This is a genomic window from Klebsiella sp. Ech2A (assembly GCF_030078455.1).
GTDB classification, from domain to species: domain Bacteria; phylum Pseudomonadota; class Gammaproteobacteria; order Enterobacterales; family Enterobacteriaceae; genus Klebsiella; species Klebsiella terrigena.
This window is the reverse complement of record NZ_JAQGFU010000001.1, coordinates 43,084-68,705: the sequence shown is the minus strand read 5'-3', so window position 1 is coordinate 68,705 and position 25,622 is coordinate 43,084. Positions and strand designations below refer to the sequence as shown.

Annotated in this window: 23 protein-coding genes; 17 read left to right on the top strand and 6 right to left on the bottom strand. The window is 60.6% G+C overall.

What is annotated here, in order from left to right; genetic code table 11:
* Nucleotides 1–29: 29 nt before the first annotated feature.
* The 12 genes from pmbA (at nucleotide 30) to PFH44_RS00260 (ending at nucleotide 10,842) form a co-directional block, all read left to right on the top strand.
* Nucleotides 30–1,382, top strand: a complete 1,353-nt coding sequence (gene pmbA, locus PFH44_RS00315; protein ID WP_283824047.1) for a metalloprotease PmbA — start codon at nucleotides 30–32, stop codon at nucleotides 1,380–1,382.
* A gap of 111 nt (nucleotides 1,383–1,493) precedes the next feature.
* Nucleotides 1,494–1,883, top strand: coding sequence for a cytochrome b562 (gene cybC, locus PFH44_RS00310; protein WP_045853322.1), 390 nt, complete (start codon nucleotides 1,494–1,496; stop codon nucleotides 1,881–1,883).
* Between the two features lie 301 nt (nucleotides 1,884–2,184).
* Complete coding sequence (locus tag PFH44_RS00305) at nucleotides 2,185–2,523, top strand: glycine dehydrogenase (protein WP_041143759.1); 339 nt, start codon at nucleotides 2,185–2,187, stop codon at nucleotides 2,521–2,523.
* 11 nt (nucleotides 2,524–2,534) lie between these two features.
* Complete coding sequence (locus PFH44_RS00300) at nucleotides 2,535–2,897, top strand: SFCGS family glycine-rich protein (RefSeq protein WP_045853321.1); 363 nt, start codon at nucleotides 2,535–2,537, stop codon at nucleotides 2,895–2,897.
* A gap of 2 nt (nucleotides 2,898–2,899) precedes the next feature.
* A complete protein-coding gene (locus tag PFH44_RS00295) occupies nucleotides 2,900–3,199 on the top strand; it encodes a DUF4312 family protein (RefSeq protein WP_041143761.1) in 300 nt (99 codons plus the stop codon).
* 21 nt (nucleotides 3,200–3,220) lie between these two features.
* Nucleotides 3,221–3,997 (top strand): DUF4311 domain-containing protein, encoded by a 777-nt coding sequence (locus PFH44_RS00290; RefSeq protein ID WP_041143762.1) that lies wholly within the window; start codon nucleotides 3,221–3,223, stop codon nucleotides 3,995–3,997.
* Between the two features lie 13 nt (nucleotides 3,998–4,010).
* Nucleotides 4,011–4,655: a DUF4310 family protein gene (locus tag PFH44_RS00285; protein WP_032689791.1), complete on the top strand. Its 645-nt coding sequence runs from the start codon at nucleotides 4,011–4,013 to the stop codon at nucleotides 4,653–4,655.
* A 42-nt stretch (nucleotides 4,656–4,697) separates the two neighbouring features.
* On the top strand, nucleotides 4,698–5,831 hold the full coding sequence (locus PFH44_RS00280) for an amidohydrolase/deacetylase family metallohydrolase (RefSeq protein WP_283824046.1): 1,134 nt from the start codon (nucleotides 4,698–4,700) through the stop codon (nucleotides 5,829–5,831).
* Nucleotides 5,815–6,933 (top strand): DgaE family pyridoxal phosphate-dependent ammonia lyase, encoded by a 1,119-nt coding sequence (locus PFH44_RS00275; RefSeq protein ID WP_283824045.1) that lies wholly within the window; start codon nucleotides 5,815–5,817, stop codon nucleotides 6,931–6,933. The genes PFH44_RS00280 and PFH44_RS00275 overlap by 17 nt, the downstream gene beginning before the upstream one ends.
* On the top strand, nucleotides 6,930–7,670 hold the full coding sequence (gene dagF, locus PFH44_RS00270; protein ID WP_041143765.1) for a 2-dehydro-3-deoxy-phosphogluconate aldolase: 741 nt from the start codon (nucleotides 6,930–6,932) through the stop codon (nucleotides 7,668–7,670). Before PFH44_RS00275 ends, dagF begins: the two co-directional genes overlap by 4 nt.
* Before the next feature lie 86 nt (nucleotides 7,671–7,756).
* Nucleotides 7,757–8,908 (top strand): lactonase family protein, encoded by a 1,152-nt coding sequence (locus tag PFH44_RS00265; RefSeq protein WP_283824044.1) that lies wholly within the window; start codon nucleotides 7,757–7,759, stop codon nucleotides 8,906–8,908.
* Between the two features lie 23 nt (nucleotides 8,909–8,931).
* Nucleotides 8,932–10,842 carry a BglG family transcription antiterminator gene (locus tag PFH44_RS00260; RefSeq protein ID WP_283824043.1) on the top strand — a complete coding sequence of 637 codons (1,911 nt, stop codon included), beginning with the start codon at nucleotides 8,932–8,934 and terminating at the stop codon, nucleotides 10,840–10,842.
* Nucleotides 10,843–10,848: 6 nt separating this feature from the next.
* Here the strand turns inward: PFH44_RS00260 and nrdG are convergent, their stop codons facing one another.
* The 3 genes from nrdG to PFH44_RS00245 all read right to left on the bottom strand — a co-directional run bounded on the left by nrdG (nucleotide 10,849) and on the right by PFH44_RS00245 (nucleotide 14,827).
* The gene (gene nrdG, locus PFH44_RS00255) at nucleotides 10,849–11,313 is read right to left on the bottom strand and encodes an anaerobic ribonucleoside-triphosphate reductase-activating protein (protein WP_045853315.1); all 465 of its coding nucleotides are present in this window, start codon (nucleotides 11,311–11,313) and stop codon (nucleotides 10,849–10,851) included.
* A gap of 264 nt (nucleotides 11,314–11,577) precedes the next feature.
* On the bottom strand, nucleotides 11,578–13,716 hold the full coding sequence (gene nrdD, locus PFH44_RS00250) for an anaerobic ribonucleoside-triphosphate reductase (RefSeq protein WP_045853314.1): 2,139 nt from the start codon (nucleotides 13,714–13,716) through the stop codon (nucleotides 11,578–11,580).
* A 367-nt stretch (nucleotides 13,717–14,083) separates the two neighbouring features.
* Nucleotides 14,084–14,827: a MurR/RpiR family transcriptional regulator gene (locus tag PFH44_RS00245; protein WP_045853313.1), complete on the bottom strand. Its 744-nt coding sequence runs from the start codon at nucleotides 14,825–14,827 to the stop codon at nucleotides 14,084–14,086.
* Between the two features lie 262 nt (nucleotides 14,828–15,089).
* Here PFH44_RS00245 and PFH44_RS00240 point away from each other — a divergent pair, with 262 nt between their 5' ends.
* The 3 genes from PFH44_RS00240 to celB all read left to right on the top strand — a co-directional run bounded on the left by PFH44_RS00240 (nucleotide 15,090) and on the right by celB (nucleotide 18,164).
* Complete coding sequence (locus PFH44_RS00240) at nucleotides 15,090–15,398, top strand: PTS sugar transporter subunit IIB (protein ID WP_041143771.1); 309 nt, start codon at nucleotides 15,090–15,092, stop codon at nucleotides 15,396–15,398.
* Nucleotides 15,399–15,477: 79 nt separating this feature from the next.
* Nucleotides 15,478–16,785: a 6-phospho-beta-glucosidase gene (locus PFH44_RS00235; protein ID WP_283824042.1), complete on the top strand. Its 1,308-nt coding sequence runs from the start codon at nucleotides 15,478–15,480 to the stop codon at nucleotides 16,783–16,785.
* Between the two features lie 26 nt (nucleotides 16,786–16,811).
* Nucleotides 16,812–18,164 (top strand): PTS cellobiose transporter subunit IIC, encoded by a 1,353-nt coding sequence (gene celB / locus PFH44_RS00230; protein ID WP_045853312.1) that lies wholly within the window; start codon nucleotides 16,812–16,814, stop codon nucleotides 18,162–18,164.
* 62 nt (nucleotides 18,165–18,226) lie between these two features.
* On the opposite strand, the gene treC is transcribed toward celB, so the two are convergent.
* The 3 genes from treC to treR form a co-directional block, all read right to left on the bottom strand.
* Nucleotides 18,227–19,882, bottom strand: a complete 1,656-nt coding sequence (gene treC, locus PFH44_RS00225) for an alpha,alpha-phosphotrehalase (RefSeq protein WP_283824041.1) — start codon at nucleotides 19,880–19,882, stop codon at nucleotides 18,227–18,229.
* 55 nt (nucleotides 19,883–19,937) lie between these two features.
* On the bottom strand, nucleotides 19,938–21,356 hold the full coding sequence (treB, locus tag PFH44_RS00220; protein ID WP_045853310.1) for a PTS trehalose transporter subunit IIBC: 1,419 nt from the start codon (nucleotides 21,354–21,356) through the stop codon (nucleotides 19,938–19,940).
* A 129-nt stretch (nucleotides 21,357–21,485) separates the two neighbouring features.
* Complete coding sequence (gene treR / locus PFH44_RS00215; RefSeq protein WP_283824040.1) at nucleotides 21,486–22,433, bottom strand: trehalose operon repressor TreR; 948 nt, start codon at nucleotides 22,431–22,433, stop codon at nucleotides 21,486–21,488.
* A gap of 180 nt (nucleotides 22,434–22,613) precedes the next feature.
* Here treR and mgtL point away from each other — a divergent pair, with 180 nt between their 5' ends.
* On the top strand, nucleotides 22,614–22,667 hold the full coding sequence (gene mgtL, locus PFH44_RS28005; protein WP_220432789.1) for a mgtA regulatory leader peptide MgtL: 54 nt from the start codon (nucleotides 22,614–22,616) through the stop codon (nucleotides 22,665–22,667).
* 143 nt (nucleotides 22,668–22,810) lie between these two features.
* Nucleotides 22,811–25,519 carry a magnesium-translocating P-type ATPase gene (mgtA, locus tag PFH44_RS00210; protein ID WP_045853308.1) on the top strand — a complete coding sequence of 903 codons (2,709 nt, stop codon included), beginning with the start codon at nucleotides 22,811–22,813 and terminating at the stop codon, nucleotides 25,517–25,519.
* Nucleotides 25,520–25,622: the final 103 nt, after the last annotated feature.

Here is a 25,622-nt window from a genome sequence, read left to right as displayed (position 1 = left end):
TTAGACTTCAAATAACTCCTTCCTACATTATGGCATTAGCGATGAAAGTCATCTCTCAAGTTGCACAGCAGCGTAAGGCGCTGGAAGAGGCCGTGACCACGGCGCTGGACCTGGCGGCAGGTAAATCAGACGGGGCTGAAGTCTCCGTCAGCAAAACCACCGGCATCAGCGTCAGCACCCGCTACGGCGAGGTGGAGAACGTAGAATTCAACAGCGATGGTGCCTTAGGCATCACCGTTTATCATCAGCATCGCAAGGGCAGCGCCTCCTCAACCGATCTTAGCCCGCAGGCGATTGCCCGCACGGTGCAGGCGGCGCTGGATATTGCCCGCTATACCTCGCCGGACCCGTTTGCCGGCGTTGCCGATAAAGAGCTGCTGGCCTTTGACGCTCCGGATCTTGACCTGTTCCACCCGGCGGAAGTGACGCCGGATCGGGCCATCGAGCTGGCCGCCCGCGCTGAACAGGTGGCGCTGCAGGCCGATGAACGCATCACCAATACCGAAGGCGGCAGCTTCAACAGCCACTACGGCATCAAGGTGTTCGGCAACAGCCACGGCATGCTGCAGGGCTACTGCTCAACCCGCCATTCGCTGTCCAGCTGCGTTATCGCGGAAGAAAACGGCGATATGGAGCGTGATTACGCCTATACCATCGGCCGCGCGATCGAAGATTTAGCGTCGCCGGAGTGGGTGGGCGGCGAGTGCGCCCGCCGCACCCTTTCGCGCCTGGCGCCGCGCAAGCTCTCGACCATGAAGGCGCCGGTAATTTTTGCCAACGAAGTGGCGACCGGGCTGTTTGGTCACCTGGTCGGCGCGATTGCCGGCGGCGCGGTGTACCGTAAATCGACCTTCCTGCTTGACGCCCTCGGCACCCAGATCCTGCCGGACTGGCTGACCGTTGAGGAGCATCCGCATCTGCTGAAAGGGCTGGCCTCAACGCCGTTCGACAGCGAAGGCGTGCGTACGGAGCGTCGCGACATCATTAAGGACGGCATTCTGACGCAGTGGCTGCTGACCAACTACTCGGCGCGCAAGCTGGGCATGAAGAGCACCGGACACGCGGGCGGCATCCACAACTGGCGAATCAACGGCCGCGGCCTGAGTTTTGAAAAGTTGCTTAAAGAGATGGGCACCGGGCTTGTCGTCACCGAACTGATGGGGCAGGGTGTCAGCGGCGTGACCGGCGATTACTCGCGCGGCGCATCCGGTTTCTGGGTCGAGAATGGCGAAATTCAGTATCCGGTAAGCGAAATCACCATCGCCGGAAATCTGAAAGATATGTGGCGTAATATCGTGACCGTCGCCGACGATATCGAAATGCGCAGCAACATCCAGTGTGGTTCCGTGCTGCTGCCAGAGATGAAAATCGCCGGGCAATAACGGCGTGTTATACCGGATTATTCAGGCCACGGCCTGAGGAATAGCGGGTATAGAAGGGCGCCCGAGTGGCGCCTTTTCCTTGTGCTTAAATAATAAAAAAGGAAGTGAGCAATGCGTAAAAAACTGTTAGCAGCGCTGGCTGTCTCAGCCCTGGCGATGGGTTCAGCGTCGGCGTTTGCCGCCGATCTGGGCGAGGATATGGATACCATCGCGCAGAACCTGCAGGTGGTGCAGAAGACCGCGGATGCCGGCGAGCTGAAAGCGGCGCTGACGAAGATGCGCGACGCCGCCGCCGATGCGCAGAAAGAGACCCCGCCGAAGCTGGAAGGCAAGGCGGCGGACAGCGCGGAGATGAAGGACTATCGCCACGGCCTCGATATCCTGATCGGCCAGATTGACGGCGCCCTGAAGCTGGCCAATGAAGGCAAGGTCAAAGAGGCGCAGGCCGCTGCGGAAGCGTTCAAAACCACCCGTAACACCTACCACCAGAAGTATCGTTAAGATCTTTTCCAGGAGGTATCAGCCGATACCTCCTGCACGACGTCTTTGCATAAAACCCATTCCCTGTCACATTTTCCCGCTCTTCTCTGCCGCCGTTTCGGCCGCTTGCGCACGCTAATTTAATGACGTTCTTGTGACTCTCCTCACGCTCTTTTGCCGAAAACGGCAGATTTAGGCCAATTCTGTGCAATGGATCGCATCGTCCGGCGGCCTTTCCACTTCGAAGTGGAAAACAACTCGCTACAAACTCCTCACCCCCGGCGTTAGTTTTGTCCCCAGAGACATCAACGGGGTAAGACAAGTGAATAACGGAGCGGTAACACACGACGTAGGGGAGCAGGCAACGCAAACCGAGCAGCTGGCTGAGAAGATGCTGCAGCAGGTTTATACCCTGCTAGGTCGCCGTAACATCATCCCCAACGCCGTCCAGGAGCAGATGCTGACCTCCCACGTGCGGGCCATGGCCCACCGGTCAATTAGCGGCGAGCCGCTGCCGGAAGTGGATGCCAGCCTGTTTGAAGAGATTTCACAAGATTCAATGATGCTGGCCCGCGAAGTGGTCGCGCAATTCGGCAACCTGCCAGAAGAAGAGTCCTGGCTGCTGTCCGTCCACTTCGAAGTCGCAAAAGAAAACCTGTAAGGAGCTAAAAAATGGAACAAATCACCGTAGTAATTGGCGATCGCCTGGGTAAAGGACAGAAAGTTGCCGCCGGCGCGGAAAAAGCCGGAGCTCGTGCAGTCGTGGTACCGGGCGTTGCCGCTGATATGAAGCTGGGCGACGTGATGAAAGCAGAGAACGCCACCTTCGGCATCTCCTTCTGCGGCAGCGGCGGCGCAGGCGCCATCACCGCGCAAAACAAACATGGCTACAAAGCGAAATACGGTATGCGTTCCGTTGACGAAGGCGTCACCGCCATCAACGAAGGCTACAACGTTCTGGGCTTTGGCTTTATGGATAAAGAAGAGCTGGGCGAGCGCCTGGTAGAAGCCTGGAAAAAGAAATACGGCGCCTGAGTATGAAAGAGCAATTCACCACCACGGTGAGCGTTACGGGCAAAGGCGAGAGCAAGACAAGGGCGTTCGCCGATGCCCTGAACCACGTGCAGGCGGCGGTGATGAAAACCTCGCCGCACATCTTACTGCGTATTGAGCCACAGGATGTGGAGGTTGTTCATGCGCGTGAAGCGGTGCGCAAAGAAGCTTTTTTATTCTTCTTTTTGCGCCGTGAACGACGGACCTACAGCGTGGAGCTGAACGTCACCGTCAACGTGACCGCCATTAATCTCGATAAAGTGGATTTCGTCACGCAAACCTGATTTTCACCATAGGGTTAAACTATGTTCCTGATAATTTTAATAAAATCGCTCATTATCGGCGGCCTGGTTGGCGTCGGCGTGGGCGCCGGAGCGGCACGTATGTTTCATGCGCCCACCACGCAAGGGATGGGTGCATTTCGTACGTTGGGCGAGCTGAACTCCTGTGAAGGCGATCCGGCTTCCCACTTCTCCTTTGGCCTCGGCTTCTTCTTTAACGCCTGGGCCTCTTCCGTCGCAGCAGGCTCCTTCACCCAGGACGTCGATCACCGCATCATCCCTAACTGGGGCGCCGCCGCGCTGATGCTGAAAAACCGCAACGTCGGCGAGACGCTGCACGATCCGAAGAAGATGGCGATTGCCTGCGGCGTTATCGGCATGTTCGTGGTCTCCTTCCTTAACCTGACCGCCTCTTCCGTGCCGGAAGCGCTGCAGGTTACCGCCGTTAAGGTCCTGGTTCCCGCCGCTAACCTGCTGGTTAACACGGTGATGCCGGTTATCTTCTGGCTGGCGGCTATCGATGCCGGGAAAAAGTCGGGCTTTTGGGCCACCATTTTCGGCGGCGCCGCGCAGCTGATTATGGGTAACGCCGTTCCGGGTCTGGTGCTGGGCATCCTGATCGGTAAGGGCGTCGAAGAGAGCGGCTGGCACCGCGTCACCAAAGTGATGATGTCCGCCATTGTTGCGCTGTTCGTGCTGAGCGCCTTCTTCCGCGGCTTCGATATTAAGACCCTGGAATCCTTCCACCTGGGCGTACCGAACTGGCTGGATCTGATTCACAACTCGCTCAGCGGCAAATAACAGGAGCCTCTAAATGGAACAGAATAAAGGTTTTTGGTATGCCGACTGGTCGTTCCCGATCTTCGTTGGCCTGCTCTCCTCCGGCGTCTTCGCCGGGACACACATGTACTATCTCTACGGCATCGGCGCGTTTAACGAAGTGGCCTTCGTGGCGATGCTGAAAGCGGGCATTGATACCGGCGCCTACGGGGCGGTCGCGGCGTTTGGCGCCAGCTTCCTGTTTGCGCGCATCATTGAAGGCTCGCTGGTGGGTATCCTTGATATCGGCGGCGCGATTCAGACCGGTATCGGCCTCGGCGTGCCGGCGCTGCTGCTGGGCGCGGGCTTCGTCTTCCCGGTGGCCAACTTTGCCGCCTCGCTGGCTACCGGCCTGGCGCTGGGCCTCGCCGTCGGCTACATCATCATCCTGGCGCGTAAGTTCACCATCAATCAGAGCGACTCCACCTACGGTGCCGACGTCATGATGGGGGCGGGCAACGCCTCCGGCCGCTTCCTCGGGCCGCTGATTATCCTCAGCGCGATGACCGCATCGATTCCTATCGGTATCGGTTCTCTGGTGGGCGCCCTGCTGTTTTACATCTGGCAGAAGCCGATCACCGGCGGCGCCATCCTTGGCGCGATGATCCTCGGCTCCCTTTTCCCGATTGCAATTGGTTAAGTCCTGCGGGCGCGCGAGCGCCCGCTTTAACAGGAGAGACCCATGTTTGATTTACTCCTGCGCCGTGCGCGCCTCGTCGACGATACCCTGACCGATATCGCCATTCAGGACGGGAAGATTGCGGCGCTGGGCGAGATTAGCGCGCCTGCGCGCAAAACCATTGAGCTGGACGGCCGCTGCTACGCCAGCGCCGGCTGGATTGACTCCCATGTTCACTGCTACCCGAACTCGCCGATTTATCACGACCAGCCGGACAGCGTGGGCATTGCCACCGGCGTGACCACCGTCATTGACGCGGGCAGCACCGGCGCGGACGATATCGACGACTTTTATCAGCTGACCCGCAGCGCGGCCACCGAGGTCTTTGCGCTGCTCAACATCTCTCGCGTCGGGCTGATCGCCCAGAACGAGCTGGCCAATATGGCCAACGTCGATGCCGATGCGGTAAGCCAGGCGGTGAAGCGCCACCCTGATTTTATCGTCGGCCTGAAGGCGCGCATGAGCAGCAGCGTGGTCGGTGACAACGGTATTACCCCGCTGGAGCGGGCGAAGGCGATGCAGCGCGAAAACGGCGACCTGCCGCTGATGGTGCACATCGGCAACAATCCGCCGAACCTCGATGAAATTGCCGACCTGCTGAGCTCGGGGGACATCATCACCCACTGCTATAACGGCAAGCCGAACCGCATTCTGACCGCCTCTGGCGAGCTGCGCGCCTCCGTGACCCGCGCGCTCAAGCGCGGCGTGCGCCTTGACGTCGGCCACGGCACCGCCAGCTTCAGCTTTGAGGTGGCGCGCCGGGCGATAGCGCTGGGCATTCTGCCGCAGACCATCAGCTCCGATATTTACTGCCGCAACCGTATTGACGGCCCGGTGCGTTCGCTGGCGCTGGTGATGTCGAAGTTTCTCGCCATCGGCATGTCGCTACCGCAGGTGGTGGAGTGCGTTACCGCCAGCGCCGCCGATGGGCTGCGCCTGACGCAAAAAGGGCGCCTGGCCGTGGGCTACGACGCAGATTTAACCCTGTTTGCTCTGCAGCACGCGCCGACGGTACTGGTCGACGCCGAAAAAGAGAGCCTGCAGGCTGACAATATTCTGGTGCCGCTTGCCGCGATTCGCGCAGGCAAGGGCTATCTGACCGAACAAGGGAGCGCGGAAAATGCCTTCGATTTTTGAAAAGTACAATTTAAAACAGGTTATTAATACTTCAGGCCGCATGACGGCGCTGGGCGTATCCACGCCGCGCCCGGAAGTGGTTGAAGCCGTCATGAGCGGCATGAATCACTACTTCGAAATGAAGGACCTGGTCAATAAAACCGGCGAGTACATCGCCAACCTGCTGGACGTCGAAGGGGCCACCGTTGTCTCCTGCGCCTCCGCGGGGATCGCCCAGTCGGTGGCGGCGGTGCTGGTGAAAGACAGCAGCTGGCTGCTGGAGAACCTCCACGTCACGCCGATCGAAAACAACGAAATCGTCCTGCCGAAAGGCCATAACGTTAACTTCGGCGCGCCGGTGGGCACGATGGTGGCGCTGGGCGGCGGCAGGCTGGTGGAAGCCGGCTACGCCAACGAATGCTCCGCCGACCAGCTGGCGGCGGCGATCACCCCGCGCACCGCGGCGATCCTCTACATCAAATCGCACCACTGCGTGCAGAAAAGCATGCTCAGCGTTGAGCAGGCGGTGGTGGTGGCGCGTAAGCACAACCTGCCGCTGATCGTCGACGCGGCGGCGGAAGAAGATCTGCAGTGCTACTACAGCGCCGGCGCCGACCTGGTGATTTACAGCGGCGCCAAAGCGATTGAGGGCCCAACCAGCGGCCTGGTGATCGGTAAAACGCAGTACGTCGAGTGGGTCAAACGCCAGTCTGCCGGCATTGGCCGGGCGATGAAGGTCGGTAAAGAGGGCATTCTGGGCCTGACCTGCGCCATTGAACACTACCTGACGGCGCGCAAGGAGAGCGGCGATGAGATGGTGGCGAAGATGACGCCGTTCATTGACCAGCTCAACGCCCTCACCGGGGTGAGCGCGCGGGTGGTCTGGGATAGCGCCGGCCGCGATATCGCGCGGGCGGAAATTAAGTTTACTGAAGCCGTGACCGGCATCGCCACCGGCGAGCTGGTTGAGGCGCTGAAGCAGGGCGAATACGCCATCTACTTCCGCGGCTATAAGGCCAACGAAGGCATTATTGAGGCCGACGTGCGCAGCGTTAGCGCACAGCAGCTGGAGATCGTCTCCCGCCGCATCGGCGAAGTTCTGAACATGGAGAAGAAAGCATGAAACTGACCCCGAATTTTTACCGCGATCGCGTGTGCCTGAACGTCCTGGCGGGCAGCAAAGACAACGCCCGCGACATCTACGAAGCGGCGGAAGGTCATGTTCTGGTCGGCGTGCTCTCTAAAAATTATCCGGACGTGGCGAGCGCGGTGGCCGATATGCGTGAATACGCCCGGCTTATCGATAACGCGCTGTCGGTGGGCCTCGGCGCGGGGGATCCAAACCAGTCGGCGATGGTCAGCGAGATCTCCCGCCAGGTGCAGCCGCAGCACGTCAACCAGGTCTTTACCGGCGTCGGCACCAGCCGCGCGCTGCTGGGGCAGAGCGAAACCGTCGTCAACGGCCTGGTTTCCCCGACCGGCACGCCGGGGATGGTGAAGATCTCCACCGGCCCGCTGAGCAGCGGCGCGGCGGACGGGATCGTGCCGCTGGAAACCGCCATTGCGTTACTAAAAGATATGGGCGGTAGCTCAATCAAATACTTCCCGATGGGTGGCCTTAAGCACCGCGATGAGTACCTCGCCGTTGCCCAGGCCTGCGCCCGCCACGATTTCTGGCTGGAGCCGACCGGCGGGATCGATCTGCAAAACTACGGCGAGATCCTGCAGATCGCGCTGGACGCCGGCGTCAGCAAAATCATCCCTCACATCTACAGCTCTATTATCGATAAAGAGAGCGGCAACACCCGTCCGGCGGACGTGCGTCAGCTGCTGGAGATGACCAGGGCGCTGGTTAAATAGTCATTGCCCTGCCGTCCCCCGAACCCCACCGCAAGGGCGGGGCGGAGGACGGCCACCTTACCCTACCGAACCATCAAGGAGTCACTATGCCTGCCGCTCGTCACCTGCTTGTTGCTTCACTTTCCCTGCTCGCCGCCAGCACCTGTGCCCAGGCGCAGTACGCCTGGGTCGGCACCTACAACCCCAACGGTGAAGGCCTGTATCGCTTTACCGTCGAGGCGAAAACCGGCGCGTTGAGCAACAGAACGCTGGTCAGCTCCCTGCCCAACGTCGCGCAGCTCACCGTTTCGCGCGATGGCAAAACCCTGTACGCCGCCAGCGAAGTGGAAAAGGGCGCGGTGCAGGCGTGGCGCGTGGGGGCTAACGGCGAGCTGAGCGAGCTAAACCAGGTCTCTTCCGGCGGAGCCGGGCCGGTTTATCTCTCCCTGACGCCGGACGGTCGCCATCTGCTGGTGGCAAACTACGTCAGCGGCACCACCGCCGTGCTGCCGGTGCAGGAAGACGGTCGCCTGGGCGAGGCGGTGGACGTGCATCAGGACCAGGGTCCGGCCGGCGCGGCGCGCCCGGCGGCGGCGGTTGAGGGCAGCTTTGCCATTAGCGACCATAACGGCCCCCACGCCCATATGATCTCGGCCGATCCCAGCGGGAAATACGTTTACTCCACCGATCTGGGGCTGGATCGGATCTATCAGTACCGGATGGACGGCGCCAGCGGCAAGCTGACGCCCAACGATCCGCCGTTTATCGCCGCGTCTTCGCCGGGAGCCGGGCCGCGTCACTTTGTCTTCACGCCGAAGGGCGACGGGCTGTGGCTGATTAACGAAGAGTCCTCTACGCTAACCTTCTATCATCTTGATAAGGCCAGCGGCCTGCTGCGCGAGGGCAAAACGATCTCCGCGCTGCCGAAGGGCTATAAAGGCACCAGCTTTGGCGCCGGCCTGGCGCTGAGCGCCGACGGCAGGCAGCTGTACGTGGCGAACCGCCTGCACAACAGCATCGCGCACTTTAGCGTGATGGCGGACGGTAGCCTGAGCCATCAGGAAGATATCTGGACGCGCGGGGACTACCCACGAACGCTCACGCTGGATAATCAGGGGCAATGGCTGTACGTCATGAACCAGCGTAGCGATAATATCACCCGTTTCAGCGTGGCGCCCAAAAGCGGCAGGCTGACCTTTGCCCCGGACTATACTCCGGTAGGCAGTCCGTCACAGATGGTGATATCCGCTCAACCTTGAGCCGTAAAGATGAAGGAACTGACATGCGATTTCCCAACCAACGTTTAGCGCAGCTGTTTAGCCTGCTGCAAAACGAAACGCTGCCGCAGGATGAACTGGCGCAGCGGCTGTCAGTTTCTACCCGTACCGTACGCGCCGATATCACGGCGCTTAACGCGCTGCTGCTGCCCTACGGGGCGCAGTTTATGCTTATCCGCGGCAGCGGCTATCGGCTCAACGTTGACGACCCGACGCTGTATCAGACGCTGGCGGAGACGGCGCCGAAGGCGCAGCATATTCCGCGTACCGCGCAGGATCGCATCAACTTTTTGCTGATACGCTTTTTGACCTCGGCCTTTTCGCTCAAGCTCGAAGACCTTGCCGACGAGTGGTTCGTCAGCCGCGCCACGCTGCAGAGCGATATGGTGGACGTGCGCGAACGTTTCCAGCGCTACCAGCTGACCCTCGAGACGCGCCCGCGCCACGGCATGAAGCTGTTCGGCAGCGAAGTGTCGATTCGCGCCTGCCTGACCGATCTCCTGTGGGAGCATGCGCAGCAGGGCGGGCTGCCGCTGCCGGTGGATAAAGGCGGGCTGAGCGCGGAGGGTTCCGCCCGGCTGGCGCGCGAACTGCAGGAGATCCTCACCCGCCACCACGTCCGTCTGACGGATGAGGGCGAGCGCTTTATCCGCCTCTACAGCGCGGTGGTGGTGCGTCGCGCCAGCGAGGGCTATCCGCTGGCGGAATTTAGCGCTGAAGACGTGGCGCAGAACGTGCGCGATGCCGCAAGGGAGCTGGTCGGTATGCTGCAGCAGCTGGCGGGGAAGGCGCTCTCCGCGGCGGAAGAGGAGTGGCTGTGCGTGCACCTTGCCGCCCGCCAGGTGCAGGACGTCGATCCGGGTACCATCAGCGCCGACGACGACGAAGCGCTGGTGAACTACATCCTGCGCTATATCAACACCCAGTATAACTACAACCTGCTCGATGACGCCCAGCTGCACGCCGATCTGCTGACCCATATTAAGACCATGATCACCCGGGTGCGCTACCAGATAATGATCCCCAATCCGCTGCTGGATAACATCAAGCAGCACTACCCGATGGCGTGGGATATGACCCTGGCGGCCGTCTCCAGCTGGGGGAAATACACCCCCTATGCGATAAGCGAAAACGAGATCGGCTTCCTGGTGCTGCATATCGGCGTCGGCCTCGAGCGCCATTACAATATTGGCTACCAGCGCCAGCCGCGCGTGCTGCTGGTGTGCGATACCAGCAACGCGATGGTGCGGATGATCGAGGCGACCCTGCAGCGCAAATATCCGCAGCTGGAAATTGCCGCCACCCTGTCGCAGCGCGACTACGAGCAGCTTGCGGCCGTTGCCGAGGATTTCGTGATTTCCACCGTGCGCATCGGCGAAAAGGATAAGCCGGTGGTCACCATCGCCCCGTTCCCGACGGATTATCAGCTGGATCAGATCGGTAAGCTGGTGCTGGTGGACAGAACCCGTCCGTGGATGCTGGATAAGTATTTCGACGAGGCCCATTTCCGGGTCATCGACACCCCCATCGATCGCCAGACGCTGTTTGCCGAACTGTGCCAGCAGCTGCAGGAGGAGGGGTTTGTCGACGCCGGTTTTTATGACTCGGTTGTCGAGCGTGAGGCCATCGTCAGCACCATGCTCGGCGACGGCATTGCGCTACCGCACGCCCTCGGCCTGCTGGCGAAAAAAACGGTGGTCTACACCGTGATTGCCCCGCACGGCATGGTCTGGGGCGACGAAACCGCCCACATCATCTTCCTGCTGGCCATCAGCAAGAGCGAGTATGAAGAGGCGATGGCGATCTACGATATTTTTGTGACTTTCCTGCGCGAACGCGCGATGACCCGCCTTGCCGCCACCGGCAGCTTTGACGAATTTAAAACCGTGGCAATGGAGTGCGTCAGCCGCTTTTAAGCGCGGCTAGCGCAGATGGTGCACCACCTGGTTGCTGCTGCCGCGCCAGATAAGCATCGGGTCTTTTAGATCCTGCACGAACTTGCCGTCGACCAGCACGTTAATCAGGTCGACCACCGCCATCTGCGCGTCGTTGAGCTCCTCAAGCCTGTAGCCCGTCCACATCCAGATATCCTTCCCGGGGCACTCGGCGCGAATGCGCTGCACCAGCGCGAGGATCTCCGATGCGTTCTGCGGATGCAGGGGATCGCCGCCGGAGAGGGTGATCCCCTGGCGCTGAATGCGCGTGTCGTTGAGGTCGGCGATGATGCGGTCGGCCATTTCGGTGGTGAACGGCAGGCCGGAGTTGAGCCGCCACGTGCTCTTGTTATAGCAGCCGGGGCATTCGTGGACGCAGCCTGAGACGAACAGGGTGCAGCGGGTGCCGGGGCCGTTGACGATATCTACCGGGTAGTACTGATGGTAATTCATTGTTTCCTCTTCTCATTTGACGCTGTAGCGGCGTTGGCTGCGCTCGTGCGCCCAGGTCACTTACTACAGTAAGCTCCCCGGGACTTGCTCGCTTGCCGCCTTGCTACAACGCCAACTGATTTGAGGAAACCCATATAGTGGCGGTAGCCCCGGATAAAAAGCGCTTTGCGGCGCGATCCGGGAGCGGCTCCTGAATGGTCAAACGGCTACTGATTGATCCCCTCTCCTCGTTGGGGAGAGGGGGAGGGGCTAAACCGCTCGGAATTAACCGATCTGCCCGTTACCCAAATGCTTAACGCGGCGTTTAACTTCTTCCTGCTTGCCGGCGTTGAACGGGCGGGCGTCAGGGCTGCCGAGATAGCCGCACACGCGGCGGGTCACCGAGACGCGGGCCGCGTCGTGGTTGCCGCATTTCGGGCAGGTAAACCCTTTGCTGGTGCACTCGAACTCGCCGGTAAAGCCGCACTCGTAGCACTCGTCGATGGGCGTGTTTGTTCCGTAGTACGGCACGTGCTGGTAGCTGTAATCCCAGACGTCTTCCAGCGCCTTCAGGTTGTGCTGAATGTTCGGGTACTCGCCGTAGCAAATGAAGCCGCCGTTCGCCAGCGGCGGATAGGGCGCTTCGAAATCGATCTTGTCGTAAGGGTTGACCTTCTTCTCGACGTCGAGATGGAAGCTGTTGGTGTAGTAGCCCTTATCGGTCACGCCGCTGACGACGCCAAACTCGGCGGTATCGAGGCGACAGAAGCGATCGCACAGGTTTTCACTCGGCGTGCTGTAGAGGCTGAAGCCGTAGCCGGTCTCCTCCTTCCACCGATCCACGGCGTCGCGCATGCGTTTAACGATGGCGATGCCTTTCTCACGCAGCGCGTCGCTATCGTACATATGCTGGCCGCCGGCGAGCGCGTTGATGGTTTCGTGAATGCCGATATAGCCCAGCGAAATCGACGCGCGGCCGTTTTTAAAGATATCCGCCACGTCATCGTCCGCCTTCAGGCGCACGCCGCAGGCGCCTTCCATATAGAGAATCGGCGCAACCCGGGCTTTCACCCCTTCGAGGCGCGCAATGCGCGTCATCAGGGCCTTACGCGCCAGCTCCAGGCGGCTGTCGAGCAGTTTCCAGAAGGCGGCTTCGTCGCCCTTAGCTTCCAGCGCGATCCGCGGCAGGTTGAGGCTGATGACGCCGAGGTTGTTGCGGCCGTCGTGAACCTGCTCGCCGTCCTCGTTTTCCCACACCCCGAGGAAGCTGCGGCAGCCCATCGGCGTTTTAAACGAGCCGGTGACCTTCACCACCTGATCGTAGTTGAGGATATCCGGATACATGCGCTTGCTCGCGCACTCCAGCGCCAGCTGCTTGATGTCGTAGTTGGCGTCGCCGAAGCGGTGGTTCAGGCCGTCGCGAATGGCGAAGACCAGCTTCGGGAACACCGCGGTTTTGCGGTTTTTACCCAGACCGGCAATGCGGTTGCGCAGAATCGATTGCTGAATCAGACGCGATTCCCAGCTGGTGCCGAGGCCAAAGCCAAAGGTGACGAACGGCGTCTGGCCGTTGGCGGTGTGCAGGGTATTTACTTCGTATTCCAGCGACTGGAAGGCGTCGTAGCACTCTTTCTCGGTGCGAGAGCGGGCGTACTCTTCGGCGTTCGGGATCTGCCACTCTTCGGCGATTTTACGATGCTTCTTGCAGCTCTCGGCCACGAACGGCGCCAGCACTTCGTCAATGCGGTTGATGGTGGTCCCGCCGTAAATATGGCTGGCGACCTGGGCGATGATCTGCGCCGTAACCGCCGTGGCGGTAGAGATAGATTTCGGCGGCTCGATCTCGGCGTTGCCCATTTTAAAGCCGTGGGTCAGCATGCCCTTGAGGTCAATCAGCATGCAGTTAAACATCGGGAAGAACGGCGAGTAGTCGAGATCGTGATAGTGGATCTCGCCGCGCTCGTGCGCCTGCACCACGTCGCGCGGCAGCAGGTGCTGGCGGGCGTAGTGTTTGGCGACAATCCCGGCCAGCAGGTCGCGCTGGGTGGGGATCACCTTACTGTCTTTGTTTGCGTTTTCGTTAAGCAGGGACGAGTTGGTTTGCTCTACCAGGCCGCGAATCTCCTGGTTCAGGCGGCCGCGTTTTTCACGCTCGATATCGCGATCGTGGCGATATTCAATATAGGCGCGAGCCAGCTGCTTCCACGGACCGGACATCAGCTGGTTCTCAACGGCGGTCTGGATTTCGTTGATATCGACCTGAGTCCGGTTCTGCATTTGCTGGCTAACGACTTCTGCGACGGTGGCGCAATAGTCTGCGTCATCGACTCCCGCTGCTTTAGCTGCACGCAGAATTGCTTCTTTAATGCGCTCTGACTTAAACGGCATTTTGCAGCCATCTCTTTTCATCACATGCGGTGTCATGATCACTCCATACTTTATAGAACAGGTTATCCACAGAGGCGGAAGGTATACCGAGGTCGCGAGGGGCTATAGCTGCCGCCGTTTTCCTGCGGTTCCGGCCCGTTTTATCCACATCCCACCACCGCCAGATTACGATGGGCTGTGTCGACATAATAGACGATTAATACAATATGTAGGGCCGGGACGCATTTTAAGTTCTATATGTAGTGATTTGCATCAAAGATGTTTGCGATTTTATTGATGCAGGACAAAGTAAAAAGGTGAGAGTACGGATGGTGGGCGCTTGCGCTAAATGTAAATTTATCTGCCTAAAAAACAAGCATAAAAATGTCGCGATGCCGCCCGGGCAGGCGGCAGGCGGCGTGGCTCAGGCAATCAGCGTATCGTTCAGCAGATCGACCAGCAGCAGCAGGGCGTAGCGGGCCAGCTGCGGGCTATCGGGGAGCGGAATAATCCCGGCGGCCATGTTGGCCAGGGCGTGGTTTTCCGGCGCCAGGGCGATGATGGTTACTCCCTGGGTTCGCGCCTGCAGGGTCGCGCTTTGCAAAATATTGTCCGCGCCGGCGGTGACCAGCACCAGCAGCAGGTGATCGTCGCTCAGCGTCGAGGCCGTCATGCGCATCAGGGCGCTGTCCTGGCACAGGTTGATGGCGATGCCGGAGGGCAGCAGCTGGTGCTGCAGCAGCGTGGCGAGGGCAACATCCTGGGCGCCGAGCGCGAAGCAGTGTACGGCGCGCGCGGTCAGCAGGCGGGATTTGAGCTTCTCGACCGCCGCCTCCGAGGTCTGCGCCAGCTGCCGGGTCAGCGTATCGCCAAGATAGCTCAGCCTGTCGCGCCAGGCGGCGGGCAGGGCGTGGCTGTTCGGGCTCACCCAGCTGGTCCGACGCTCGCTGGCCTGCGCCAGCTGCTTGCGCAGATCGCGAATATCCTCGCAGCCAACGGAGCGGGCGAAGCGGGTGATGGTGGCCGGGCTGACCCCGGCGCTGGCGGCCAGTTCATCGATGGACGCGCTGGCGGTAAAGCTCAAATTTTCCAGAATAAACGCCGCAACCCGCGACTCCTGGGCGCTAAAGCGCACCAGCCCTTGCTGCAACTGACCTACGATATCCATCCTGCCCGTCCCTTTCCCCAGAACATCACGTTGAAAATATTTTTCACTTACCGCCTGTGCCTATTTATAGCACCAGCCCAAGGTATTTCCTATGGTTTCGCCGGTAATCGGCTAAACAGCGCGAGCAATAATGATCAAAAATTACGTTTCGATCACATCGGTGAAAATTATTTTCATATAGCCTTCACTTTCACACAATCTTAACAATATATTCGCTGAGGCCCTAACGGGCGAGGTCATAAATCCATCTGGGGGAGAGGTCATGCAACGAATCGTTCTGTGCTGTGCAGCAGGTATGTCAACCAGCATGCTGGTCACGAAGATGAAAGCCGAGGCGCAGCAGCGCGCGCTGTCGCTGGATATCTACGCGGTTGCGGTGGCGGAATTTGAGCGCGAGCTGGCCAACGCCGACGTGATCCTGCTGGGGCCGCAGGTGAAGTATGAGGCCGGACGCCTGAGCGCGCTGGCCGCTCCGCACGGAAAAGCGGTCGCGGTGATCGATATGGCCGACTACGGCATGATGCGCGGCGCGGCGGTGCTTGATAAGGCGCTTGCGCTGCTTAATTCCTGATTTTTCTCTTATATCCCTGAACCATCACGCGCGCTCACGTCGACCGCGCGCGGCTCTCTGCATGCCGAAAGAGGTCTCTATGCAAGCACTAAAAATTGCCGTCATTGGCGGCGGCAGTAGCTATACGCCGGAGCTTATTGAAGGAATTATCGTTCGTTATGAACAGCTTCCGGTTACGGAGCTGGCGCTGGTTGACGTTGAATCAGGCAGGGAGAAGGTTGAGATTATCGCCGCGCTGACGCGCCGGATGCTCACCCGTAAAGGGCTGGAGCACGTTACCGTCAGCGTCCACTTCGAGCTCGACGAGGCGATCCGCGGGGCCCGCTTCGTGCTGACCCAGCTGCGCGTCGGCCAGCTGGCGGCGCGGGCCGGCGACGAGCGCCTCGGGCTGAAGTACAACCTGCTGGGCCAGGAAACCACCGGCGTGGGCGGATTCGCCAAAGCGCTGCGCACCATTCCGGCGATCCTTGAGGTGGCGCGCAAGGTCGAGCAGCTGGCGCCGCAGGCGTTTATCCTCAACTTCACCAACCCGGCCGGGATTGTCACCGAAGCGGTGAGCCGCTACAGCAAGGCGAAGATTATCGGCCTGTGCAACGTGCCGATTAATATGCAGCACATGATCGTCGGCATGCTGGGCGCGAAGGAGGAAGAGGTTAACCTGCGCTTTGCCGGACTCAACCATATGGTGTGGGTGCATAAAGTGATGCGGGGGAGCGAAGACGTGACCCGCAAGGTTATCGATATGCTGTGCGATGGCCAGGCGCTGTCGATGAACAATATCAAAGAGCTGCCGTGGCCGGCGCCGTTCCTGCGCGCGCTGAACGCCATTCCCTGCCCCTATCACCGCTACTTCTGGCTGACGCCGGCGATGCTGGCGGAGGAGATCGCGGCGGCAAAAACCAAAGGCACCCGCGCCGAGCAGGTGATGAAGGTCGAGCAGGAGCTGTTCGCGCTGTACGCCAATCCGGCCCTTGATGAGAAGCCGGAGCAGCTCAGCTTCCGCGGCGGCGCTTACTACTCGGAAGTGGCCGTGGAGCTCATCAACGCGATTCATAACAATCTCGGCAAGGAGATGGTGGTGAACACCCGCAACAACGGGGCGATTCACGGCCTGGACGATGATGCGGTGGTGGAAACCAACAGCATTATTGATGCCCAGGGCGCCCGCCCGCTGACCTTTGGCGCGCTGCCGCCGGCGATGAACGGCCTGACGCAGCAGGTGAAAGCCTTTGAGCGGCTGACTATTGAAGCCGCAGTACACGGCTGTCGCGATAGCGCGCTGCTGGCGCTGGTGACCAACCCGCTGGTGGGCAACGTCACCGACGCGCAGGCGCTGCTGGACGAAGTCTTAACCATCAACCGTCAATGGCTGACGCAATTTAACTGACCGTTATTTCCTTTGGGGATCGTCTTATGTCGAACACTACGTGGATTGAACGTTACGTCATGCCTGCGGCGCTGAAAATCGCCGGGCAAAAGCACGTCCTGTCGGTGCGCGACGGCATTATTTTGAATATGCCGTTTATGCTGATTGGCTCATTTTTCCTGATTTTCGCCTACCTGCCCATTCCCGGCTATGCCGATATGATGAGCGGCCTGTTCGGTGACGTCTGGCGCGATAAAATTCTTTATCCGGTCAAAGCGACCTACGACATTATGGCGCTGATATCGAGCTTCGGGATTGCCTACCGGCTGGCGGAGAAGTACCGCACGCTCGATCCGCTGACCGCCGGGGCGATGTCGCTGGTCGCCTTCGTGATGACGATCCCGCAAAGTACCCTGTTTACGCCGGTGCACGGCGCGGCGGAAGTGGTCAAAGGGGTGATCCCGGTCGGGCTGGTGGGCAGCCAGGGGCTGTTTGTTGCCATCGTGATTTCGCTGCTCTCCACCGAGATTTACCGCTTTGTCGCCGGCCGCAACCTGGTTATCCGCATGCCGGACGGCGTGCCGCCGGCGGTGGCGAAATCCTTCCTCGCGCTGATCCCCGGATTCTGCGTGCTGGCGGTGGTGCTGGCGCTGCGCCTGATCGTCGAAGCCTCGCCGTTCGGCGACATTAACAGCATGATCGCCACCATTATCGGCATCCCGATGCACCACGTCGGCGGGACGCTGCCGGGGATGATCTTCTCGGTTATCCTGATCGGCATTCTGTGGACGCTGGGGCTGCACGGGGATGCCATCGTGCTGGTGTTTATTCAGCCGGTGTGGCTGTCGAATATGTCGGAAAACCTCACCGCGTTTCAGAACGGCCAGCCGATCCCGCACATCATTACACAGCAGTTTTACGATCTGTGGATTGCCCCCGGCGGCACCGGGGCGCTGCTGGGGCTGGTGCTGTTTATGCTGTTCAGAAGCCGCAGCCAGCAGATGAAGCAGCTGGGGAAAATCGCCGCGCCCGGCGCGCTGTTTAATATCAGCGAACCGATGGTGTTCGGCATCCCGTTGGTGATGAACCCCTATTTCTTCCTGCCGTTTATCCTGACGCCGGTTCTGCTGGTGATTGTCTCGTACACCGCGATGGCGACCGGGCTGGTCGCTCCGCCGGCGGGGATTGCGCTGCCGTTTACCACGCCGATTTTTATTAGCGGCTATCTGGCAACCGGCGGGCATATTTCCGGGACCCTTCTGCAGGTGGTGAACCTGACGATTTCGCTGGTGGTTTACTATCCGTTCTTCCGGGCGTGGGATCGCCTGAAGGCGAAAGAGGAGCACGCCTCGACCCGCGAGGAGGCCGGCAGCGCGCTGTCAACGGCCGACAGGGCCTGATGACAAAGGCGCGGCGCCAGCTCGGGCTACCCTAAGGTAGCCCGCTCAAGCGCGGCGTCGCCTTACTCCTGCAGCCACCACACGGCTTCAAACGGACGCAGGGTCATGGCCGCCGGGCGGTTCGCCGCTTCCGGGTAGTTCCTCATCACTACCCGCCAGTCGCCGTTGATCTCATCCGGCTGCCAGGTCTGGAATTCACGGCTCAGGTTGGCCACCACCACCAGCGTTTGCCCCTGCCACTGACGGCGATAGCACCACAGAGACGGATGCGCCGGGCAAAGATCGAGATAGTCGCCCCAGGTCAGCACCGGCGTGCTTTTGCGCAGCGCGATCAGCTGCTGATAGGCATAGAACACCGAATCAGGATCGGCCAGCGCCGCCTCAGCGTTGATGTGGCGATAGTTATCGCACAGCGCAATCCACGGCTCGCCTTCGCTGAAGCCGCCGTTCTCGCGGCCGCTCCACTGCATCGGCGTCCGGCTGTTGTCGCGGGATTTGCTGGCCAGAATCGCCAGCAGCTCGTCGGGCGCCTGCCCCTGGGCCGCACGTTCAATAAACATGTTGTGGCTTTCGACGTCGCGATAGTCGCTGATGCGCGAGAAGTGCGGGTTGGTCATGCCAATCTCTTCCCCCTGGTAGATATAGGGGGTGCCCTGCATCCCGTGCAGCACCATCGCCAGCATTTTGGCCGCCGGAACCCGGTATTCGCCCTCGTCGCCGAAGCGCGAAACGATGCGCGGCTGATCGTGGTTACACCAGAACAGCGCGTTCCACGCGCGGTTGTGCATCCCCTGCTGCCAGTGGCTGAACAGCGCCTTCAGCGCCACGTAGTCAGGACGCGCGAGGCTCCATTTTTCGCCGCCGGGATAATCCACCTTCAGGTGGTGGAAGTTGAAGGTCATCGACAGCTCCTGGCCCTCCTGCGACGCGTACTGCTGGCAGTGCTCCAGGGTGGTGGAGGACATCTCCCCGACCGTCATTAGATTGCGCGGGGTGAAGACGTCGCGGCTCATCTCCTGCAGGAATTCGTGCACGCGCGGGCCGTCGGTATAGAAGCGGCGGCCGTCGCCCTCGGCGTCGGACGGGAAGGTCTGGTCTTTCGAGATCAGGTTGACGACGTCGAGGCGCAGGCCGTCAACGCCGCGGTCGGCCCAAAATTCGCAGACCTTTTTTAGCTCCGCGCGCACGGCCGGGTTTTCCCAGTTGAGGTCCGCCTGCTCGGCGGCGAAGAGGTGCAGATAGTACTGGCCGCTTTCGGCGTGCCACTGCCAGGCGTTGCCGCCGAATTTGGAGCGCCAGTTGTTCGGCGGGACGGTAGGCTCGCCGTCGCGCCAGATATAAAACTGGCGGTACGGGCTCTCTTTATTTAACGACTCGCGGAACCAGGCGTGGGCGGTTGAGGTATGGTTAAGCACCATATCCAGCACGATGCGGATGCCGCGCGCTTTCGCCTCGGCCACCAGCTCGTCAAAATCATCCAGCGTACCGTAGGTCGGATCGATGGCGGTGTAGTTCGCCACATCGTAGCCGTTATCCACCTGCGGCGAGACGTAGAACGGGGTCAGCCAGATGGCGTCCACGCCGAGCTTGTGCAGGTAGTCGAGCCGCGCGGTGACTCCGCGCAGATCGCCGGTACCGCTGCCAGTCGTATCCTGGAAACTCTTCGGATAGATTTGGTAAATAACGCCGTTTTGCCACCAGAGGGGAAGGGTATTCATAGTGCTTTCCTGCTACAACGAGGGGGCGCATTTGCGCCCCGGAAGGAAGATAAAATCAGACAATCTGCAAGGTGCCCTGGCGGAATTTGCGCTGGTACACGAAGGTCGTGAGAACAATCGGCACGACGACGGCGATAGCCATTGCCAGGCCGTAAACCTGCCAGTAGGTCGGCTGGATGGAGAGGATGCCCGGCAGGCCGCCGACGCCGATCCCGTTCGCCATCACGCCGTTCAGGCCGCACAGCAGCCCGGCGAGGCCGGAGCCGATCATCGCGCAGAGCATCGGGAAGCGGTACTTGAGGTTGATGCCGTACATTGCCGGTTCGGTGACGCCCAGGTAGGCGGAGATCGCCGCCGGGACGGAGATTTCACGCTCATTCTGCTTGCGGCTGGCGATAATAATGCCGACTACCGCCGAGGCCTGGGCGATGTTGGAGAGCGCAATCAGCGGCCACACCGGCGTACCGCCCATGCTCTGAATCATCTGCATATCGATAGCCAGAGTGGTCTGGTGGACGCCGGTGATCACCAGCGGCGCATACAGGAAGCCGAACAGCGCGGCGCCAATCGGCGCGAAGCTGCCGGTCATCAGGTGGCGCACCGCGAAGGCCACGCCGTCGCCGATCATGCGGCCAAACGGGCCGATAAAAGCGTGAGCAAGGAACACCGCCAGGATCAGGGAGCACACCGGGACGATGACCAGATAGAGGTAATCAGGCACGATGCGCTTCATGCGCGTTTCGATAAAGCCCAGCGCCAGGCCCGCCAGCAGGGCCGGGATCACCTGCGCCTGATAGCCCACTTTAGCGATGGTAAACAGGCCGAAGTTCCACACTTCCGGTACCTGCTGGCCGAGCATGTAGGCGTTCATCAGCTGGGGAGAAACCAGCGTAACGCCCAGCACGATGCCGAGGATCGGCGTGCCGCCCATTTTCTTCACCGCTGACCAGCAGATGCCGACCGGCAGGTAGAAGAAGATGGCTTCGCCAATCAGCCACAGAAAGTCATAGATCGTTTTCAGCGACGGGTGCATTTGCGCCAGCGTCTGGCCGTTGCTCATCGGCAGATCGCCGATCACGTTGCGGAAACCGAGGATCAGGCCGCCGCTGATCAGCGCCGGCAGCAGCGGGAAGAAGATCTCGGCAAAGTGCGAGATCAGCTGCTCGTGCCACTTCATGTTCTGCCGCGCGGCCTGTTTGGCCTGCTCTTTATCCGCAGAGGCCTGGCCGGTGGTGGCCAGCAGCGCCTTGTAGTAGTCGTCCACGTCCGTGCCGATCACCACCTGGAACTGCCCGGCGTTGGTAAAGCAGCCCTTTACCATGCGCAGCTGTTCAATATCTTTCGGCCTGGCGATGGCCGGGTTATTCAGCACAAAGCGCAGACGGGTAATACAGTGGCTGACGGTGGCGATGTTGTCGCGCCCGCCCACCAGTTCGATTAATTTATCGATGTCCTGCTGATTTACTTTACTCATTGTGAGGCCTCAAAACAGAGGGAAGAGATTGCGTAATGAACTGAGACGAATCCTAACCGCTCCGCTTCATTTGCAAAATGGGAACGTTCCCGAAACGCAGCCACGATCACATAAATCCTGCTGACGGGACTAAATCAGCGCTGCGGGAATGACGATTTGACGAGGATTAGCGTTGCCGGCGATCTGTTCGATCAGCTGCCGCGCCGCCTGGCGTCCGGCCTCGGCGTAGCCCGGATCGACGGTGAGAATTTCCGGGTGCAGGAACTTCATCAGCGGCGTGCTGCCGACGCTGGCGGTCTGCAGGCTGTCGATGCGCTGCTCCTGCAGGTACTTGCTGGCGCCAAGGGCGAGGGTATCGGTGGCGCAAAGCAGAGCGCTGGTGTCGGCGCCGAGGACGCTGGCGACGTTTTCATAGCCCTGCTTCATCGCCAGGCCCGGCAGCGCAGCGGTGGGCGTGAGCCGGTGCTGCTGGCAGAAATCGAGGTAGGCCTGATGGCGGCGCTGGCCGGTGGTGACGTCGCTGTGCGGCACCCCGAGGAAGCTGATATGGCGATGGCCGCGATCGTAGAGGCGCTGCATCAGCATCCTCACCGCCCCGTCGTCGTCGTAGCAGACCGAGGCAAAGCCCGGCGCGTCGCGGGCCAGCAGCACCAGCGTTTCGCGCCACGGCGTGAGCATCTCTTCGGTAATACCGGTAAAGCCAAACAGCACCACGCCGTCGACATGGCGGCGGGCGAGGATCCTGAGATGCTCGCCAACCAGCGCCGGGGAGAACTGGCTCTCCATCATAATCGGATCGTAACCCTGCTCGTAAAAAGCGGGCAGCATGGTCTGCACGGCGAGGTTTTCCGACAGCGAGTCCAGACGGGTGACGATAATCGCCACCACCTTATCGCTCTGACCGCGCATGGCGCGCGCGGAGCGGGAGGGCGAGAAGCCGTGCTGCAGCATGACCGCCTCCACTCGTTCGCGGGTGCGCTCGTTGACGCCGCTTTCATTGTTGAGCACGCGCGATACCGTCGATTTGCCGACGCCGCTTAAGCGCGCGATATCTTTGATGGTCAGCCGGTTTTGCATGCAGGGTTCTCGCGATGGTCCGATTAAAGTGAGCCTAATGCTACTCAACCAGACCGCAATGAGCAAAGTCTGGTTTACGTCCGGTTTAGTTACGCGGGTTTACCATAGCCATAATCGCCACAAATAGATCGCTGGCCGCGGTATAATCCGCGCCGTTTTTACTCACTTACCGGAGATTTTATGGACCCCGATCCCACTCCTCATCCTCGATGGAGTTATACCCCTTTCCGGTAAGCCTGCTTAGCACTGCTTTACCGGAAGCGTAAAGCAGTGACGTCCTTGATGTCCCTGCCATAAAAAAATAATGCCTGACAGGTATGTTTTACCGTGCCCGTCGATTTTGCTGCGTTCGTCGTGCGAGCGCGGAGGGACTGTTTATGCTGAAAAATTTTACCCGGCAGCTGTTTGCGCAGCTTAGCCGCCACCTGCCACACCGCCTGGTGCAGCGCGATCCGCTGCCCGATGCCCGCAATCTGGCCAGCGCGCCGATCCCGGACTCGCTGGGCAAGCGCTGCCTGAACGTGGCGGCAATGGATGAAAACGAAATCTGGCGCGCCTTCGACAGCCATCCGGAAGGGCTCAACGCCGCCGAAGTGGCGCAGAAAATTGCGGAGCACGGTGACAACCAAATCCCCGCCCAGAAGCCTTCGCCGTGGTGGGTGCATCTGTGGACCTGCTATCGCAACCCCTTCAACCTGCTGCTGACCGTGCTGGGCGTCGTCTCCTACTCTACGGAGGATCTGTTCGCCGCGGGCGTGATCGCGCTGATGGTCGGGATCTCCACGCTGCTCAACTTTATTCAGGAAGCCCGCTCCACCAGGGCGGCGGATGCGCTGAAGGCGATGGTCAGCAACACCGCCACGGTGCTGCGGGTGGTCAACGAGCAGGGCGAAAGCCGCTGGTGCGAGCTGCCTATCGACCGGCTGGTGCCGGGGGATATCGTTAAGCTCTCGGCGGGAGATATGATCCCGGCGGACCTGCGGATTCTCCAGGCGCGCGATCTTTTTGTCGCCCAGGCTTCGCTGACCGGCGAATCGCTGCCGGTGGAAAAAGTGGCCCACAGCCGCGACCCGCTGCAGAGCAACCCGCTGGAGTGCGATACCCTGTGCTTTATGGGCACCAACGTGGTGAGCGGCACGGCGCAGGCGATCGTCTTCGCCACCGGCGGCGGCACCTGGTTCGGCCAGCTGGCCGGGCGGGTGAGCGAGCAGGAGAGCGAACCCAACGCCTTCCAGAAGGGCATCAGCCGCGTCAGCATGCTGCTGATCCGCTTTATGCTGGTGATGGCGCCGGTGGTGCTGCTGATCAACGGCTTTACCAAAGGCGACTGGTGGGAAGCGGCGCTGTTCGCCCTGTCGGTGGCGGTTGGCCTGACGCCGGAAATGCTGCCGATGATCGTCACCTCGACCCTGGCGCGCGGGGCGGTGAAGCTGTCGAAACAGAAGGTTATCGTCAAACACCTCGACGCCATCCAGAACTTTGGCGCGATGGATATCCTGTGTACCGATAAAACCGGCACCCTGACCCAGGATAAAATCGTGCTGGAAAACCATACCGACGTTTCCGGCAAGGTGAGCGAGCTGGTGCTGAACGCCGCCTGGCTTAACAGCCACTACCAGACCGGGCTGAAAAACCTGCTCGATACCGCGGTGCTGGAGGGCGTGGAGCTGGACGCCGCCCGCCAGCTGGCCGAGCGCTGGCAGAAAGTGGACGAGATCCCCTTCGACTTTGAGCGCCGCCGGATGTCGGTGGTGGTGAGCGAGCAGGAGGGCGTCCATCAGCTGATCTGCAAAGGCGCGCTGCAGGAGATCCTCAACGTCTCGACCCAGGTCCGCTACAACGGCGACATCGTGCCGCTGGACGAGACCATGCTGCGCCGCATCCGCCGGGTAACCGACACTCTGAACCGTCAGGGGCTGCGCGTGGTGGCGGTCGCCACCCGCTATCTGCCGGCGCGGGAAGGGGACTATCAGCGGGCCGACGAGTCGGACCTGATCCTCGAAGGCTATATCGCGTTCCTCGATCCGCCGAAAGAGACCACCGCCCCGGCGCTGAAAGCGCTGAAGGCCAGCGGCATTACCGTCAAAATCCTCACCGGCGATAGCGAGCTGGTGGCGGCGAAGGTATGCCATGAGGTGGGTCTGGACGCGGGTGAGGTGGTTGTCGGCAGCCAGATTGAAGCGCTCAGCGATGATGAGCTGGCGGCGCTGGCGAAACGAACCACGCTGTTTGCGCGCCTGGCGCCGCTGCATAAAGAGCGCATCGTGACGCTGCTCAAACGCGAGGGGCACGTGGTGGGCTTTATGGGCGACGGGATTAACGACGCCCCGGCGCTGCGCGCGGCGGACATCGGGATTTCCGTCGACGGAGCGGTGGATATCGCCCGCGAGGCGGCGGATATCATCCTGCTGGAAAAGAGCCTGATGGTGCTGGAAGAGGGGGTTATCGAAGGACGCCGCACTTTTGCCAACATGCTCAAATACATCAAAATGACCGCCAGCTCGAACTTCGGGAACGTCTTCAGCGTGCTGGTAGCGAGCGCATTTCTGCCGTTCCTGCCGATGCTGCCGCTGCACTTGCTGATTCAGAACCTGCTGTACGATGTATCCCAGGTAGCGATCCCGTTTGATAACGTGGACGATGAGCAGATCCGTAAGCCGCAGCGCTGGAACCCGGCCGAGCTGGGGCGCTTTATGGTCTTCTTCGGCCCGATTAGCTCAATCTTCGATATCCTCACCTTCTGCCTGATGTGGTGGGTGTTCCACGCCAACGTCCCGGAAGCGCAGACGCTGTTCCAGTCGGGCTGGTTTATTGAAGGGCTGCTGTCGCAAACGCTGATTGTGCATATGATCCGCACCCGACGCATTCCGTTCGTCCAGAGCCGCGCCGCGTGGCCGCTGTTCGCCATGACCCTGGTGGTGATGGTGATCGGCATCGCGCTGCCGTTCTCGCCGCTGGCGGGCTATCTGCAGCTGCAGGCGCTGCCGCTGAGCTACTTCCCGTGGCTGATTGCGATTCTGGCGGGCTATATGACGCTGACCCAGATGGTCAAAGGCTTCTACAGCCGTCGCTACGGCTGGCAGTAGCCCCGGCTTCCTCCGCCCCTCTCCCGTTCAGGGAGGGGGCATTTATCTTAAACTTCATCAAGTTGTGAAGCGCGTCATGTCATTTCCTTGACGCTCTTTTTGG

Coding starts and splice junctions, on each gene's coding strand:
- pmbA (WP_283824047.1), top strand. CDS start 30: ATGGCATTAGCGATGAAAGTCATCTCTCAAGTTGCACAGCAGCGTAAG.
- cybC (WP_045853322.1), top strand. CDS start 1,494: ATGCGTAAAAAACTGTTAGCAGCGCTGGCTGTCTCAGCCCTGGCGATG.
- PFH44_RS00300 (WP_045853321.1), top strand. CDS start 2,535: ATGGAACAAATCACCGTAGTAATTGGCGATCGCCTGGGTAAAGGACAG.
- PFH44_RS00295 (WP_041143761.1), top strand. CDS start 2,900: ATGAAAGAGCAATTCACCACCACGGTGAGCGTTACGGGCAAAGGCGAG.
- PFH44_RS00290 (WP_041143762.1), top strand. CDS start 3,221: ATGTTCCTGATAATTTTAATAAAATCGCTCATTATCGGCGGCCTGGTT.
- PFH44_RS00285 (WP_032689791.1), top strand. CDS start 4,011: ATGGAACAGAATAAAGGTTTTTGGTATGCCGACTGGTCGTTCCCGATC.
- PFH44_RS00280 (WP_283824046.1), top strand. CDS start 4,698: ATGTTTGATTTACTCCTGCGCCGTGCGCGCCTCGTCGACGATACCCTG.
- PFH44_RS00275 (WP_283824045.1), top strand. CDS start 5,815: ATGCCTTCGATTTTTGAAAAGTACAATTTAAAACAGGTTATTAATACT.
- dagF (WP_041143765.1), top strand. CDS start 6,930: ATGAAACTGACCCCGAATTTTTACCGCGATCGCGTGTGCCTGAACGTC.
- PFH44_RS00265 (WP_283824044.1), top strand. CDS start 7,757: ATGCCTGCCGCTCGTCACCTGCTTGTTGCTTCACTTTCCCTGCTCGCC.
- PFH44_RS00260 (WP_283824043.1), top strand. CDS start 8,932: ATGCGATTTCCCAACCAACGTTTAGCGCAGCTGTTTAGCCTGCTGCAA.
- nrdG (WP_045853315.1), bottom strand. CDS start 11,313: ATGAATTACCATCAGTACTACCCGGTAGATATCGTCAACGGCCCCGGC.
- nrdD (WP_045853314.1), bottom strand. CDS start 13,716: ATGACACCGCATGTGATGAAAAGAGATGGCTGCAAAATGCCGTTTAAG.
- PFH44_RS00245 (WP_045853313.1), bottom strand. CDS start 14,827: ATGGATATCGTAGGTCAGTTGCAGCAAGGGCTGGTGCGCTTTAGCGCC.
- PFH44_RS00240 (WP_041143771.1), top strand. CDS start 15,090: ATGCAACGAATCGTTCTGTGCTGTGCAGCAGGTATGTCAACCAGCATG.
- PFH44_RS00235 (WP_283824042.1), top strand. CDS start 15,478: ATGCAAGCACTAAAAATTGCCGTCATTGGCGGCGGCAGTAGCTATACG.
- celB (WP_045853312.1), top strand. CDS start 16,812: ATGTCGAACACTACGTGGATTGAACGTTACGTCATGCCTGCGGCGCTG.
- treC (WP_283824041.1), bottom strand. CDS start 19,882: ATGAATACCCTTCCCCTCTGGTGGCAAAACGGCGTTATTTACCAAATC.
- treB (WP_045853310.1), bottom strand. CDS start 21,356: ATGAGTAAAGTAAATCAGCAGGACATCGATAAATTAATCGAACTGGTG.
- treR (WP_283824040.1), bottom strand. CDS start 22,433: ATGCAAAACCGGCTGACCATCAAAGATATCGCGCGCTTAAGCGGCGTC.
- mgtA (WP_045853308.1), top strand. CDS start 22,811: ATGCTGAAAAATTTTACCCGGCAGCTGTTTGCGCAGCTTAGCCGCCAC.